Source organism: Croceicoccus naphthovorans (assembly GCF_001028705.1).
Taxonomy (GTDB): domain Bacteria; phylum Pseudomonadota; class Alphaproteobacteria; order Sphingomonadales; family Sphingomonadaceae; genus Croceicoccus; species Croceicoccus naphthovorans.
Genome location: NZ_CP011770.1, coordinates 638,655 through 653,734, shown reverse-complemented (window position 1 = coordinate 653,734; position 15,080 = coordinate 638,655). Strand labels below are relative to the sequence as shown.

General features: G+C 63.7%; 10 protein-coding genes. 4 read left to right on the top strand and 6 right to left on the bottom strand.

Annotated features, from left to right (window positions below; all coding sequences use genetic code 11):
* The first annotated feature begins 69 nt into the window (after nucleotides 1-69).
* Entirely contained in the window at nucleotides 70-552 is a 483-nt protein-coding gene (gene bfr, locus AB433_RS03260; RefSeq protein ID WP_047819900.1) for a bacterioferritin, read from the top strand.
* 20 nt (nucleotides 553-572) lie between these two features.
* Here the strand turns inward: bfr and AB433_RS03255 are convergent, their stop codons facing one another.
* Nucleotides 573-1,214 carry a response regulator gene (locus AB433_RS03255; protein ID WP_047819899.1) on the bottom strand — a complete coding sequence of 214 codons (642 nt, stop codon included), beginning with the start codon at nucleotides 1,212-1,214 and terminating at the stop codon, nucleotides 573-575.
* Between the two features lie 54 nt (nucleotides 1,215-1,268).
* A complete protein-coding gene (gene acs, locus AB433_RS03250) occupies nucleotides 1,269-3,221 on the bottom strand; it encodes an acetate--CoA ligase (RefSeq protein ID WP_047819898.1) in 1,953 nt (650 codons plus the stop codon).
* A gap of 190 nt (nucleotides 3,222-3,411) precedes the next feature.
* On the opposite strand from acs, the gene AB433_RS03245 reads away from it, so the two are divergent.
* Both AB433_RS03245 and AB433_RS03240 read left to right on the top strand, forming a co-directional pair.
* Entirely contained in the window at nucleotides 3,412-4,785 is a 1,374-nt protein-coding gene (locus AB433_RS03245) for a DcaP family trimeric outer membrane transporter (RefSeq protein ID WP_047819897.1), read from the top strand.
* A 138-nt stretch (nucleotides 4,786-4,923) separates the two neighbouring features.
* The gene (locus AB433_RS03240; RefSeq protein ID WP_179944954.1) at nucleotides 4,924-6,795 is read left to right on the top strand and encodes an AMP-binding protein; all 1,872 of its coding nucleotides are present in this window, start codon (nucleotides 4,924-4,926) and stop codon (nucleotides 6,793-6,795) included.
* Here AB433_RS03240 and AB433_RS03235 read toward each other — a convergent pair.
* Nucleotides 6,780-9,323: a DUF2339 domain-containing protein gene (locus tag AB433_RS03235; protein ID WP_047819895.1), complete on the bottom strand. Its 2,544-nt coding sequence runs from the start codon at nucleotides 9,321-9,323 to the stop codon at nucleotides 6,780-6,782. The genes AB433_RS03240 and AB433_RS03235 overlap by 16 nt on opposite strands.
* 101 nt (nucleotides 9,324-9,424) lie before the next feature.
* On the opposite strand from AB433_RS03235, the gene AB433_RS03230 reads away from it, so the two are divergent.
* Nucleotides 9,425-10,033 (top strand): TetR/AcrR family transcriptional regulator, encoded by a 609-nt coding sequence (locus tag AB433_RS03230; protein WP_047819894.1) that lies wholly within the window; start codon nucleotides 9,425-9,427, stop codon nucleotides 10,031-10,033.
* On the opposite strand, the gene folE is transcribed toward AB433_RS03230, so the two are convergent.
* From folE to AB433_RS03215, 3 genes are all read right to left on the bottom strand, one after another.
* On the bottom strand, nucleotides 10,027-10,635 hold the full coding sequence (folE, locus tag AB433_RS03225) for a GTP cyclohydrolase I FolE (protein WP_047819893.1): 609 nt from the start codon (nucleotides 10,633-10,635) through the stop codon (nucleotides 10,027-10,029). The two genes, AB433_RS03230 and folE, sit on opposite strands and share 7 nt — an antisense overlap.
* Before the next feature lie 80 nt (nucleotides 10,636-10,715).
* Nucleotides 10,716-12,671, bottom strand: coding sequence for an excinuclease ABC subunit UvrC (uvrC, locus tag AB433_RS03220; protein ID WP_047823215.1), 1,956 nt, complete (start codon nucleotides 12,669-12,671; stop codon nucleotides 10,716-10,718).
* A gap of 49 nt (nucleotides 12,672-12,720) precedes the next feature.
* Nucleotides 12,721-15,018 carry a TonB-dependent receptor gene (locus tag AB433_RS03215; RefSeq protein WP_053059256.1) on the bottom strand — a complete coding sequence of 766 codons (2,298 nt, stop codon included), beginning with the start codon at nucleotides 15,016-15,018 and terminating at the stop codon, nucleotides 12,721-12,723.
* Nucleotides 15,019-15,080 lie beyond the last annotated feature (62 nt).

Here is a 15,080-nt window from a genome sequence, read left to right as displayed (position 1 = left end):
GAAATTCCTTGCCCCGGCGCGCTGCGTGCCCCTAGGTGGGCGTGCAATCCCAGCGACAGGAGGCCTGCGATGAAGGGCGACGCGAAAGTCATCGAGTACCTGAACAAGGCGCTCACCAACGAACTGACCGCCGTCAACCAATACTGGCTGCACTATCGCATGCTGGACAACTGGGGCGTGGCCAAGCTGGCCGAGTTCGAGCGGCACGAATCCATCGACGAGATGAAGCATGCCGATAAGCTGGCGGACCGCATCCTGTTCCTTGACGGGCTTCCCAATTTTCAGGCGCTGCACAAGCTGAAGATCGGCGAGAATGTCGAGGAAATCCTGAGGGCCGACCTCGCGCTGGAGGAAGAGGCCATTCCGCTGCTGCGCGACGCGATCGCCCATTGCGAAACCGTGCGCGATTACATCAGCCGCGAATTGTTCGAGAGCATCCTCGAAAGCGAGGAAGAGCATGTCGACCACCTTGAAAAGCAGTTCGACCTGATCGCCCGCATGGGGATCGAGAACTACATCCAGCTCAATTCAAAGTCGGTCCACGACGAATAAGTCTGGCTGTTCGCCGCTTGTCACACCTCGGCAGGCGGCAATCCGGCGGCGTCCAGTTCCTTCGCAATCAGCACCGCCTGAGTCCGGTTGACGACGCCCAGGCGCCGGAAAATTGCCGTCATGTGCGCCTTCACCGTCGCTTCCGATATATCCATCTCATGCGCGATCTGCTTGTTGAGCTTACCCTCGGACACCAGCGTCAGGATGCGGCGCTGAGCCGGGGTCAGCCGAGCCAGCTTCTCGATATTGCCTTCGTCCTCGGCCTCGTCCTCAACACCGTTCGGAAACCAGACATCTCCCTCTGCCACGGCGGTCAGAGCCGCGCGCATTTCGGGTAGCGGTGCACTTTTTGGGATGAATGCCGCGGCGCCCAGTTCCTGCGCGCCGCGCCGAATCCGCGACTCCTCGCTAGCCGAAACGATGGCGACGGGCATGTCGGGAAAATCCTGACGGAACGCCATCAATGTCTGCAATCCGTTGCTGTCCGCCATATGCAGGTCGAGCGTCAGCAGCTCTACTCCGCCCTTCGCCGCCTCGGCGCGGGCAGAGGCGGCATCGGCCACCTCCACCACTTCGCGGCCGGGCCACGCCTGTTCAACACAGCCGCGAATGGCCGCGCGCAGCAGCGGGTGATCATCGGCAATAACGACACGTCCGGACATAAGGGGACTCCCTTCCCCAAAAACCGACCCTTGGATAAGGCTTTAGCGGTGACCTTAGCGATTCAGGCGCCCTTCGATAAGCCCGTCAACCAACGAAGGATCGGCCAGCGTCGAAGTATCGCCCAGCGAACCGAAGTCGTTCTCTGCAATCTTGCGCAGGATGCGGCGCATGATCTTGCCCGAACGGGTCTTGGGCAGGCCGGGCGTAAAGTGCAGGTGATCGGGCGTTGCGATCGGCCCGATCTCTGTCCGCACCCACTGGCGCAGGGTCTTGGCCAGATCGTCGTTCGCCTCAATCCCCGCATTCAGCGTGACGTAGCAATAGATGCCCTGCCCCTTGATGTCGTGCGGGAACCCGACGACCGCGGCCTCTGCCACCATCTCGTGCAGCACCAGAGCCGATTCGACCTCAGCCGTGCCCATGCGGTGGCCCGATACGTTGATAACGTCGTCGACGCGGCCGGTGATCCAGTAATAGTCATCGGCATCGCGGCGACAGCCATCGCCGGTGAAATACTTGCCCTTGTAGTTGGAGAAGTACGTCTGGATGAACCGCTCGTGGTCGCCATAAACTGTGCGTGACTGACCGGGCCAGCTGGCGGTAATGCACAGATTGCCCTCGGTCGCGCCGTTCAGAACCGCGCCGTCGTTGTCGACCAGCTGCGGGCAGACGCCGAAGAACGGTTTGCCCGCGCTGCCCGGCTTCATGTCGTGCGCGCCCGGCAGGGTGGTGATCATGATACCGCCGGTCTCGGTCTGCCACCACGTATCAACGATGGGCATCGCACCCTTGCCAACTGTGTCGTGGTACCAGCGCCATGCCTCCGGGTTGATCGGCTCGCCCACGCTGCCCAGCAGGCGCAGGCTCGACAGGTCGTGCTTGGTCACATGCGCGTCGCCTTCGCGCATCAAGGCGCGGATCGCGGTGGGCGCGGTGTAGAAGATATTGACCTTGTGCTTGTCGACCACGGCCCAGAACCGGTCATGGTCGGGATAGTTCGGCACGCCTTCGAACATCAGCGCGGTCGCGCCGTTCTGCAGCGGACCATAGACGATGTAGCTGTGGCCCGTGACCCAGCCGATGTCGGCGGTGCACCAGTACACCTCGCCCGGACGGTAATCGAACACATAGCGGAACGTCGTCTCGGTCCAGACCGAATAGCCGCCAATCGTGTGGACCACGCCCTTCGGCTTACCGGTGGAGCCGGAGGTGTAGAGGATAAACAGCGGGTCTTCCGCATTCATCACTTCGCATTCGCACGTGTCTGGAACGCCTTCGGACAGTTCGTGATACCAGTGATCGCGCCCCTCGGTCATGGCGACATCGCCGCCGGTGTGGCGCACGACCAGCACGGCCCTGGCCGAAACCTTCTTCAATGCCTCGTCCACGTTGCTCTTCAGCGGTACGCGCTTCGAACCGCGCAGGCCTTCGTCGGCGCAGATCACCCAGTCGGACAGGCAATCCTCGATCCGGCCCGCGATCGCGTCGGGGCTGAATCCGCCGAACACGACCGAATGCACCGCGCCGATGCGCGCGCAGGCCAGCATCGCCACCGCACCTTCGGGAATCATCGGCATGTAGATCGTGACCCGGTCGCCCTTTTGCACGCCCATCTTTTTCAGCGTGCCCGCCATCTTGATCGTTTCGGCCAACAATTCGGCATACGTGATCTTGCGGACCGGCGTATCGGGGCTGTCCGGTTCGAAGATCAGCGCGGTGACATCGCCCTTGCCGGCCGCGACATGGCGGTCGAGCGCGTTGTGGCAGATGTTCAGCTGGCCATCGGTGAACCACTTGATATCGACTGGATCGAACGACCAATCGGCAATCGTGGTGGGCGCGCGAAACCAGTCGAGTCGCGATGCCTGATCGGCCCAGAACCCGTCGCTGTCGTCGATGGAGCGTTGATACATCGCCTGATAGTCGGCCAGCGTGCAATGCGTGCCCTGCTTCGCCGATTCCGGCACGGTGACCACTTCGGCCTGACGATCGATTGTTTCCTGCATGACACTCCCCCGAGGTCTGGTGTTGTTCGCCCGCCTTGCTGCAAATGCGAAATGTTGCGCATTTCCCTAGCGTTTCGCGGGCCGGTTTGCTTCTCGACCTTAGTCTAATAGACGTATTGCCGATAGTGGAACGCCCCTGAAACTGCGATTTTTTGCCCCACAACCACGACAGATGGAGAGGGGAGTTTCCATGGAGTGTTCACGTATAACCGCCGCTTTGCTGGCCGCCAGCGCTCTAGTGCCGACAAGCGCCCTTGCGCAGGATTCGGTAGAGGACAGGCTCGACAAGCTTGAGGCAATGATCATGGCGCTGGAAGCGCGGATGGATGCGCAGCAGCCGACCGGGGCAGATGCCGCCGCCGTTTCCGAAATGCGCGCGGCCGTCGCCGAAACCCGCGCCGTCGCCGCCAAGCAGGATGCTCTCGAAACCCGTGTCGCTGCGGTCGAGACTTCGGATCGCTCCGGCTTCCACGTCGGCGATACGCAGATCAAGATAGGCGGTTACGTCAAACTGGATGCGATCAGCGCACGCACCAATGCAGGACAGTATGCCAACGACAACATCGTTCGCGACTTCCTGATCCCCGGCACGATCCCGGTGGGTGGCGGAGAATCGAGTGGCTGGGACACCGATTTCAGCGCACGCCAGACGCGCTTCAACATTTCGACCAGCACCCCCATCATGGGCAAGCCGCTGAATTCCATGATCGAGCTTGATTTCATGGCCACCCCGGGTGACGGCGAACGCACGACCAATTCCTATACCCCGCGCATCCGCCAAGCATTTCTGACCTACGACGGTTGGACGGTGGGTCAGACCTGGTCGACTTTCTTCAACGTCGGTGCCCTGCCCGATACGCTGGACTTTATCGGCACCACGCCGGGCACGGTCTTCATCCGCCAGCCGCTGATCCGCTATACGTCGAAGGGCGGACTGTCCTTCGCGGTTGAAAACCCGGAGGCAACGATTACGCCCTTTGGCGGCGGTCGCATCACGCCGGGTGACGATGCAATGCCCGATGTCGTGGTCCGTTTCGACAAGACGGCAGGCAAGAACGCCTTTTCCATCGCCGCCATCGGTCGCCAACTGAAGGTTACCGACAACGACACCGGCGGCAATGGGTCGGACAGCGCGATCGGCTATGGCGTCTCCGCCTCTGCCAAGATCGGGGTGGGCGAGAAGGACGACCTGCGCTTCATGGTCAACGCGGGCGACGGTCTGGGTCGCTATATCGGGCTCAACATCGTCAACGGTGCGGCATTGGATGCCGACGGCAGTCTTGAAACCATCGCCAGCTATTCGGGCTTTGCCGCGTTCCGCCACGTGTGGAACGACAAGGCGCGCTCGACGATCGCTGGCAGCTATTTCAAGGCGGACAACCCGGTCGACCTGACCGGCGGCGGCGCGACCGACACGGTGTGGAACGCGCTGGCGAACTTCATCTACTCGCCGGTGCCGAAGCTCGATCTGGGGATCGAGTACATGTACGCCGAGCGGGAGACCGAAGCCGGGCTCGACGGCAATCTGCAGAAGGTGCAGGTTTCGGCGAAATACAGCTTCTAGGCCGATGGGGTCACAGCCAAGCGGGAAGATCCGCTAGCATGGTGATCTGTTGCTTGGCGAGAGGGGGGGCATCCGTAACCCGGATGCCCCTTCGGTCGTGATTTCGTCTTGAGGGAGACGACCATAGGAGGGTGCGAAGTGGGTTACGAAAAGGCTTTCCAGACCGCGCAGGACGATCCTAAAGGGTTCTGGCTGGATGCGGCGCAAGACCTCGAATGGCTGAAGGCCCCGACGGTCGCCCATGATGCCGCCACCGACGGCTGGTTCCCCGATGGAAAGATCAATACCTGCATCAACGCTGTCGACCGCCACGTCGCGGCGGGGCGTGGGGATCAGGCGGCGCTGATCTACGAAAGCCCGATTACCGGCAAGTCTGCGACCTACACCTATTCCGAACTGCTGGAACGCGTATCGCGCACCGCGGGGATGCTGGCCGCATCCGGCGTGAAAAAGGGCGACCGCGTCGTCATCTATATGCCGATGGTGCCCGAAGCCGTGTTCGGCATGCTGGCCTGCGCGCGGATCGGCGCGATCCACTCGGTCGTGTTCGGCGGATTCGCGGCACCCGAATTGGCCAAGCGGATCGAGGATTCGAAGCCGGTCGCCGTGCTCTCCGCCTCCTGCGGGTTGGAGCCCAATCGGACGATTGCCTACAAGCCGCTGCTCGACAAGGCGATCGAGCTGTCTTCGCACAAGCCCGATGCGTGCTTCATCCTGCAACGCGAAGAACTGCGCTGCGAACTGGTGCCGAACCGCGATCTGGACTGGAACGCTGCCTACGATGCCGCCACTGCCGTCGATCCGGTGCCTGTGGCCAGCACCGATCCGCTCTACATCCTCTATACCTCCGGCACGACCGGCACGCCCAAGGGCGTGGTGCGCGACAACGGCGGACACGCCACCGCGCTGTCATGGTCGATGAAGGCGATCTACGGCGTCGAAGCGGGCGACGTTTATTGGGCAGCGTCGGACATCGGCTGGGTCGTGGGCCACAGCTACATCGTTTACGGCCCGCTGCTCGCCGGGGCGACATCAGTCCTGTTCGAGGGCAAGCCGATCGGCACCCCCGATGCGGGCATCTTCTGGACCCTGATCGACAAGCACAATGTGAAGGTGCTGTTCACCGCCCCCACCGCGATCCGCGCCATCCGCCGCGCCGATCCCGATGGCGAGTTCATCGCCAAGGCCAGCCTCGACAGCCTGACAGCCCTGTTCCTTGCGGGCGAACGCGCCGATCCCGACACGCTGCTGTGGATCGCGGACCAGCTCAAGAAGCCCGTTATCGATCACTGGTGGCAGACCGAACTGGGCTGGCCCGCCATCGCCACCTGCTTCGGTATGGGCGAAACGCAAATCAAGCCGGGCAGCGCGGGCCGCGCCGTGCCGGGATACCGTTTCAAGGTGAAAGATGAAGCGGGGCACGACGCGGATGCCGGAACCGTCGGCACGCTGCTGATCGAACAGCCGCTGCCGCCGGGCAACTTCCGCGCGTTGTGGAACAATCCCGAACGGTTTCAGCAAGGCTTCGTCGACTTCGCAGGGCACTACACCAGTGGCGATGCGGGCATGATTGACGCCGATGGCTTCATCCACATCATGGGCCGCACCGATGACATCATCAACGTCGCGGGACATCGCCTGTCGACCGGCCAGATGGAGGAAGTCGTCGCCAATCACCCGGCGGTCGTCGAATGTGCCGTGGTCGGCGCGGCGGACGAGTTGAAGGGCGAGATGGCCGTGGCCTTCGTCGTCACCCGCGCCGGGGTCGGCGATCTGGACTCGGTAAAGAAGGACATCGTGCGCACCATTCGCGAGGATATCGGCGCCATCGCCTCCCCCCGCGACGTGTTCTTCGCCGATGCCCTGCCCAAGACGCGCTCTGGCAAAGTCCTGCGCAACCTGCTGCGCGCGATCCTGAACGGTCAGGAGATCGTCGTGCCCCAGACTATCGAGGACGCAAGCGTGATCGACGCGCTGGTCGACCTTGCCGCGCCTCAGCCCGCTGCCTGAGCGGGCTGAGGGCGCGACAGGATCCGAGAGTAAAACCAGCCGATCCCGATCAGGCTGAAGCCCAGCGCGAGGAAACTGGCGATCCGGGCGAGGCCTTCGAGCACCGAGGCATCGAGCACGAAGACCTTGCCGACTGCCAGCAGCATCAGCACCAGCGACCCGATCCGCCAAGTGCGGTCGCCCGTGCGCGCACCCCACAACAGGTAGCCAACGGCCAACAAGATTCCGGCTAGTGAGCGCAGCAGGTCCTCCGCCTGTCCCAGCGGCGTATCGATCAGGATCGTCCCGCTGAACGCCTGCCGCAGCAGCGTGATTGCCAGAATCGGCAACAGCGCCATGATCCCGACCTCGAACACGTCCCGCCACTTGGCAGGCACCAACCGCGACAACAGCGCCAGCGCACCAACCGGCACGGCATAGGCCGCCAGCCCAAGGTTCGCGACCACCACCGGCCCGACTGCCTGCGCGCTCCAAAGCGGGTTGTGCATCAGCAGCGTGAATACCGCGAAATGTGCCAGCGACGTTCCCGCCAGATCCATCGCGATCCTGCGCCCGTGCGGAAGCCGGTCGCCCGCCCACACCGCCGCCATCGCCGCGCCCAGCAACAATGCTTCCCACACGGTCCGCTCGGCCAAGCCCAGCGCCTCGAACCCGACGGGACCGATTATGCCGAACACCAGCTTGTAGAGGCTGTGCACCGCGACCAGCGCGCCGATACCTGCCGCCACCGCGATGCCCCGCGTGACATATTTCGACCCGATCCCGGCCTGTCGCCACGCCAGCACCAACCCCGCCGCGACACCCGGCACCAGATAGCGCAGCGTATCCTGCCAGCTGACAAGGTCGCTCTTGTAGAACGGTTCGGTCGCCATGGCATTCAGGCCCGCCTCCCACCACTCGGCGAGAGGATAGATCGCGAACAGGGTCGCCATCGCCGCGAACGTGCGGGCGGTCGCCACACGGCGGGGTAGCACAACGGCAAACCCGATCGCAGAGATGGCCATCGCGATCGCACCCCAGTCATCGTGCAGGACCTGCGCAAAGGCGAAGAACGTCGTCAACGCCGCCGAAAACTCCAGCAAGTGACCGCGCCAGTCGAGGCTTTCCTCGCCCAATCGCCACGCCGCGACTGCCGGGAGAGCAGCCAACACCAGCGCCGCCGCTCCCACCAAAAGCTTCAGGTCGTTGAACATCGCGCCAAAGTGCCACATCGTCGTCAGCGTCAGCAGCGGCGCGAATCCGGCGAGTTGTACAATATCGGCATGACGCGCATCCCCGCGCCAGATATGCGCCAGCGGAACGGCGGCGAAAATCGTGGCGAAGACGAAGGCCACGCCCGCGAACACCGCCGCATCTGGATTGTACCAATCGATCAACAACCATAGCAGCACCGCCGCCGCCAGCGCCCGGGCATCGCGCAACTCGCTCTCTCGCCACGCAAGAAAGCTGAGCGCCCCGGCGAGCACCGCGTAGAGCCCCCACGTCAGCATCTCGAACCCGCCTTCGTCGACGATCTCTGCCATCTGCAACGCCGCGAACGCGCCCGCCCCGGCCCGCAGCCAGCGGCGATGCGGCACATCGCCCAGCATCGCGGGCAGGGCCGCGCCGATGCCGATTACATAAAGACCTACAAACAGCCGATCCGCCGCGCCGAAATCCTGCGCATAGAGCATTGCAAAGCCCCACAGGATGCCGCCCGCCAGCGCCGCCATGCCCAGCCACGGGCGCTGCTGGCGATTGCCGGTCAACACCAAGCCGCCCGACACCAGCGCAAGGTATATCGAGAGCACCGGCAAGTTCGCCTGATCGGTACTGACCATCATCGGCGCGGCAAATCCGCCGACAAGGCCGAGGATTGCAGAGGGCAGCCCGAACCTGAACGAAAGCCAGATCGCACCGGCGGTCACCGCCGCCAATCCGGCAAAGGCAATGCCGCTGCCGATCAAGCCGTACTGCGTTCCGGCAAGGTAGAAGCAGGCATAAAGCGTCGCCAGCCCCGCCCCGGCCAAGGCCTGCGGCACGCGGTCGTCGGCAATGCGCGCCTTCATCCGCTCTGCGAAAAACGCACCGTTGAGCAACAAGGCACCAAACGCAAAACCAAGCAACACGCGGACCAGGGGCGACAACAGCCCAAGGTCGATGGCGTACATGACCAGGAAAAAGCCCGCGATGGCCAGCGTGATGCCGCCCGCCCAGATCGGCAGCTGACGCCCGAACAGGTCTTCGAAGTTGAACGAAAACGAACGGGGGACGCTGGTCGCGCGCGGCTGTGCGACAGACCCGTCGCTGACGACGGCGCGCGCAATCTTGCGGACCTGCGGCACAACTGATGCGACGGATCGTGCGGGCCTTGGCGCCGGGTCCGGCACGGGTTCGGGAACGGCAGGTTCAGGCGCAAATGGCGCAGGGTCGGCAACCGGCGCAGCCAACCGCTGTTCGTGCCAGGCAACGGTCCGCTCCAACTGCTCCAGCCGCCGCCATAGCTGATACAGCGCGACGCCCATGCCGATGATGACGATCCATTCCATTGCCGCTCTTCCCCAAGTTGGACCGCGACTCGGTACGCGATAAATGAACGGTGTTCAATATTTTATTGGACAGTGTTTATTTGTTTGCATAAAGCGACCGGATGGGACGCCGATCGGATCATACGCGCGGGGAATTGCGCGCACTTTTCGTCGAACATGGCCACGCGCATCTGGGCGAGGTGGGCCTCGCCCGCTTTTCCGGGCGCGAAGTGGCCAAACGGGCGGGCTATTCGGTCGGCACCATCGCCAACCTCTTCGGGTCGGTCGACGGCCTGATCGCGGCGATCAATTCGCGCAGCTTCGAACGCTGGGCGGAATTATTGGACGAGCAACTGTCGCAAGCGAGAGACGACCGCATCGCCGCGCTGGTCGCCGGTTATTTCGCCTTTGCTGAACAGCACCCGGAACTGTGGTCGGCAATCTATGCCCACCGCCTGCCCGAAGGCATCGAACTTCCCGAGGACGATCGCGACCGCCGCGCAGGGCTGACTCGCATCGTCGAGGAAGAAGTCCGCACCGCCCTTCCCGCCGACACACAGGCCGACGTGGTCCGCCTGTCACGCTCGCTGGTCGCGGTCGTGCACGGACATTGCAGTTTCGTCGTTTCGGGCAGCTTCGCCCTGCTGGAAGAGCCGGACCCGAAGGCCGCTGCCCTCGCCCGTGTGCGCGAAAGTCTTGGCGCACACGGGTATCGCGCTGAGGGTCAATAACACATCAGACTCAGCACTTCCTTACGGGTGCGATCATCCTCAAGGAACGTGCCCATCATCCGACTGGTCGTCATGGCCACCCCGGGCGTGCGAACGCCGCGCGCGGTCATACAGGCGTGGCTCGCCTCGATCACCACGGCAACGCCGTGCGGCTTCAGGTGGTCCCAGATGCACTGAGCCACTTCCGCCGTCAGCCGTTCCTGAATCTGCAGCCGCCGCGCAAAACCGTGCAGCACACGCGCCAGCTTTGAAATGCCGACAACGTGATCGCGCGGCAGATAGGCGATGGCCGCCTTGCCGATGATCGGGGCCATGTGGTGTTCGCAGTGCGACTGGAACGGGATATCTTTCAGCAAGACGACCTCGTCATAGCCGCCCACTTCCTCGAAAATGCGGGACAGGTGGATCGCCGGATCTTCGGTGTAGCCTTGGCAATATTCCTTCCACGCACGCGCCACGCGCTTGGGCGTATCGAGCAGACCTTCCCGCTCTGGATCGTCGCCCGCCCAGCGGATCAGCGTGCGGATTGCGTCCTGCACGTCCTCGGGCACGGGCGGTTTGCCCAGCGGATTGTCTTCGTCCGGGCCGACCAGGCTGCTCATATCGGTATGCTCCCTCAAAAATCGTCACGCTCACTAGGGCAGAGCGCCGCCGCGTTACCATTGCCGTACCGGCAAGGTAGTCATCCAGACGGGTGATAGAAGTCATAAATCTGCCGCGCGACCGCATCGGATACGCCGGGCACGCGTTGCAGGTCTTCCAAAGCTGCCGCCCGCACTTTGCCGGCCGTGCCGAAATGCAGCAGCAACGCGCGCTTCCTGGCAGGGCCGATACCGGGGATTTCGTCCAGCGGGCTGGCGGTAATCGCCCGGCTGCGCTTTGCGCGGTGCGCGCCGATGGCAAAGCGGTGCACCTCGTCGCGCAGGCGTTGCAGATAAAACAGGACCGGCGAATTGGTCGGCAGCGTCTTTTCGCGCCCGTCGGGGAAGTGGAACACCTCGCGCCCTTCGCGCCCATGGTGCGGACCCTTGGCGACACCGACGACGTTCACGTCCTCGATGCCCAGTTCCTCCAGCGTGTCCATCACGGCAGAGACCTGCCCCTTGCCGCCGTCCACAAGAACGAGGTCGGGCCACATCCCGTCGCCCTTGCCCTGCGTGGCGCGATCCGGGTCTTCCTTCAGCGCGCGGGCAAAGCGGCGTTCCATCACTTCGCGCATCATGCCGAAATCGTCGTTGGTCTGCGCCTTGCGGATGTTGAACTTGCGGTACTGGCCTTTCAGAAATCCCTCCGGCCCAGCGACGACCATCGCGCCGACGCTGTTGGTGCCCTGGATATGGCTGTTATCGTAAACCTCGATCCGCTGCGGCAGGTCTGGCAGGTCGAGAAATTCCGCCGTTTCGCGCAGGGTTTTCGCCTGCGTGCTGGTCTCGGCCAGCCGCCGTTCCAGCGCCTCTACCGCGTTGCGGGTCGCCTGTTCCAACAGACGGCGCCGGTCGCCGCGTTGCGGAACGCTGATGCTGACAGCACGGCCTGCGCTTTCCGCGAACGCCTCTTCCAGCAATTCCCGCTCTGGCAGATCACGGTCGATCAGAATGGTCTTGGCGGGCGGTACTTCCTCGTAGAACTGGGCGAGGAAGGCGGACATGACGTCGGCCTCTTCCAAACCATCGGTATGACGCGGGAAGAAGGCGCGGTGGCCCCAGTTCTGGCCGCCCCGGATAAAGAACGCCTGAATGCCTACGTGCCCGCCCTTCGTGGCCATCGCGAAAACATCGGCGTCGCCAACACCTGCCGCGTTGATCCCCTGCGAACCTTGAATGAACGTCGCCGCGCGCAGACGGTCGCGCAGCATGGCGGCGCGCTCGAAATCCAGCGCCTCGGCCGCCTCGGCCATCTGGGCTTCTATTTTCGATTGCACCGCGCTGGATTTGCCGGCGAGGAAATCCTTCGCCTCACCCACCAGTTCGGCATAGCCCGCTTTGTCGATGCGATCGACGCAGGGCGCGGAACAGCGCTTGATCTGATAGAGCAGGCAGGGCCGGTCGCGGCGGCTGAAAAAGCTGTCGGTGCAGGATCGCAGCAGGAACAGTTTCTGCAACGCGTTGATCGTCGTGTTGACCGAACCGGCGCTGGCAAAGGGGCCATAGTAATTGCCCTTGGCCTTGCGGGCGCCGCGATGTTTCATGATGCGCGGAAAATCGTGATCGGCGCGCAGCAAGATGAAAGGGAAGCTTTTGTCGTCGCGCAACAGAACATTGTACGGCGGGCGATAGCGCTTGATCAGCTGCGCCTCTAGCAGCAGCGCCTCCGCCTCGGAATTGGTCGTCACGATCGTCATCGACCGCGTCTGCGCGACCATGCGTTGCAGGCGCAGCGGCAGGCGTTCGACCTGCGTATAGTTCGCCACCCGGTTCTTCAGCGCGCGCGCCTTGCCGACATAAAGCACGTCGCCGCGCGCGTCCTGCATCCGGTAAACGCCGGGCTTGGGCTTTAGCGTGCGCAGAACTTCGCGGATCGCGCCGACGCCCGCCTCTATGTCCGGCTGCGAACCGCGAACGGTATAGGTCGCCTTCTCTTCCAGAAAGCGATCGCTGCCCTTCGGGTTGGGCGGGGTTCCGGCTTCGGTCCGCGACATCTGCGAATGCAGATAGGTTCGACGCAGCCCGAATGGAACTGCAAAGACGTCAGAACCTTGCGCGCACCCCCAGCGTCCACCGACGGGGCGCACCGGGGCCGTAGGCACGCGGGTCGGATGCGTCAGGCGATTCTTCCAGTTCCACCTCGTCGACTTCGCTGAAGGTGCCGAAAGTCGCATTGTCGCGGTCGAACACATTGCGCAGTTCGCCGAACAGGGAAATGCCGCGCGTCAGGTCGAGGCTGCCGCGCAAGTTGAAAAGGAGATAACCCGGCACCGGGGCGTTCTGGTCTGCCTCATCGCCGATCAGGCCTTGGCTGCCGCGCGCCACCATGTCGCCGCCCAGCGTGAACCCACGGCCTTGGAAATCGGCGCTGAACGTGCCGCTATGCTGCGGCAGACCGGGAAGGCGGTCGCCGGGCGCTACGTAGATTTCGCCATCGTCGTCAGCCTCCGGGTTGGCAGGGCTGCTTAGCGTGAGCGGCGAACGGTAGGTCGCGTCGATGAATGCATAGCTGGCCGACAGGCGCAGCCCGCCGCGCCGCGCCTGAAGGGTCGCCTCCACACCCTGACGCCGCGTGCTGCCCACATTCTGGAAATAGGCGCGCCCGCGTATCGCGCTGGCGATGTACTGGATGTCGTTGGTGTTGGTGGTGCGATAGCCGGAGAGCAGCCAGTCTACATCCCACGCACCCGCCGCGATCTCGCCCGTCGCGCCCAGTTCGAAGGTCTTGGCGACGACCTGCTCCAGCGGTGGATCGGCGATGAAGAAGTTGGTCAGACTGCACGGTGCATCCTCGTCCGCGCAGGACAGTTCCGCCGGGGTCGGCACGCGGTTCGTCTCCGAATAGCCCGCACGCAGCGACACTGTGGGCGATAGCGCCCAGTCCAGTTCGATGCCGGGGTTGAGACGGCTGAAACGGTGCTTGCCATTCAGTGCCGTGCCGATCTGGTCGACCAGCCGCACCTTGGCATGGTTATAGCGAAGCCCGATTTCCGCCGTCAGCGCGCCGCCCAATGGCAGGCTGTTGCCGACGAAGGCACTCCAGTACCGGGTGCGAGTTTTCAGGCCGACCGGCGCGATCGCACCGTCCGGCTGGTCGATGAAGATGGCCAGCCCATTGACGCTGCGCGTGTCGGTCAGTTCGCCCAGTTCGGTCGAAGTGCTGAAGGCACTCTCGCTGGAATCGTAGCTGAAACCCGCCGCCAGCCGGTTGGTCCGCGCGCCCATCGGCGTTTCCGCGATCAACTGTGCCAGGATGCCTTCGGAACGGGTCTTGATGCGCCCCCGGTTGAACACGCCATATTCTCCGTCATCCAGCAAATCGGCAATGGCATTGCCCTCTCTGTCCGTAAGAACGGTCTGTGCCTCATCATCATCGTCACCCACGCTTTCGAGGCAGAGCAAGCCCTCGAATTCTTCTTCCTCGCATTCCTCGATATCCGCAGCGTCGCCATTCGCGGTATCGGCCTTGCGGCGCTGGCGATAGAGCGTCGCCTCCAGCCGCATTCCATCGGACAGCGCCAGCCAAGGGTGCAGGCTGAAGCGGCCATAGCGGTTGTTCGTCCGGTCGGGCCATGTGAACACCGACTGCCGCCGCGCGGCAAGCAGTTCGACCGGGGCCACGCCGTTGCCGGTCAGGTTCGTTTCCGCACCGATAAACTTCAAGTGCGCCCCGCCGCGCTCCCCTTCGAAGCCGACATCGACATAGCCGTTGAGCAGGTCCGAAGGGCTGTAGTCGCGCCAGCCATCCTCCTCGCGATATTGCACCGCGCCGAATGCGCTGAACCGTCCGAATGCGCTACCGGCAGAAGCGCTGAGGTCGCGCTCTCCGTACGAACCGATGGCGGCGGCGGCCTCGACGCCGGGATCGTCGCGCCCGGTCATCGTTTCCATCACCAGCACCCCGCCCAAAGCATTCAGGCCATAGACCGGCCCCGCATCGCGCATGGTCAGCGCGCGGATCGCGGCATCGGGAATCAGGTCGAAATTGACGGTATCGCCAAAGGGCTGGTTGAACCGCGCGCCATCCAGATAGACCGCGATACCCTGCGCCTGCCCCTGCAAGGGCGAGGCGACATAGCCGCGATCGACAAGGTTCGGCTGCCACGGGTTGTTCTGCGCATCCTGCAACGTGACGCCCGCGAAATTGCGCGTCATTGCGCCCAGCACATCGGGCACGCCCGCCACCGCGATGTCGGCGCGCTCCAGCGCCAGTGCATCGTCCAGATCGAAGGCCCCGCCGGGGGCGGTGACGACGATGGTCTGCCCAGCATCCTGCGCCAAGGCCGGAGCGGTAATCACGACCCCGGCAATACAGATAACGGTTGCAGGTACGGCTCTCACGGTCACCCCTCCCAAGGCGATCGTCAGGCTAGGGGGCCCGCCTGCGCTGTCCTATTGGCCGA

Bases quoted from the DNA above. Each gene is read 5' to 3' on its own strand.
- bfr (WP_047819900.1), top strand. From the start codon at position 70: ATGAAGGGCGACGCGAAAGTCATCGAGTACCTGAACAAGGCGCTCACC.
- AB433_RS03255 (WP_047819899.1), bottom strand. From the start codon at position 1,214: ATGTCCGGACGTGTCGTTATTGCCGATGATCACCCGCTGCTGCGCGCG.
- acs (WP_047819898.1), bottom strand. From the start codon at position 3,221: ATGCAGGAAACAATCGATCGTCAGGCCGAAGTGGTCACCGTGCCGGAA.
- AB433_RS03245 (WP_047819897.1), top strand. From the start codon at position 3,412: ATGGAGTGTTCACGTATAACCGCCGCTTTGCTGGCCGCCAGCGCTCTA.
- AB433_RS03235 (WP_047819895.1), bottom strand. From the start codon at position 9,323: ATGGAATGGATCGTCATCATCGGCATGGGCGTCGCGCTGTATCAGCTA.
- AB433_RS03230 (WP_047819894.1), top strand. From the start codon at position 9,425: ATGGGACGCCGATCGGATCATACGCGCGGGGAATTGCGCGCACTTTTC.
- folE (WP_047819893.1), bottom strand. From the start codon at position 10,635: ATGAGCAGCCTGGTCGGCCCGGACGAAGACAATCCGCTGGGCAAACCG.
- uvrC (WP_047823215.1), bottom strand. From the start codon at position 12,671: ATGTCGCGGACCGAAGCCGGAACCCCGCCCAACCCGAAGGGCAGCGAT.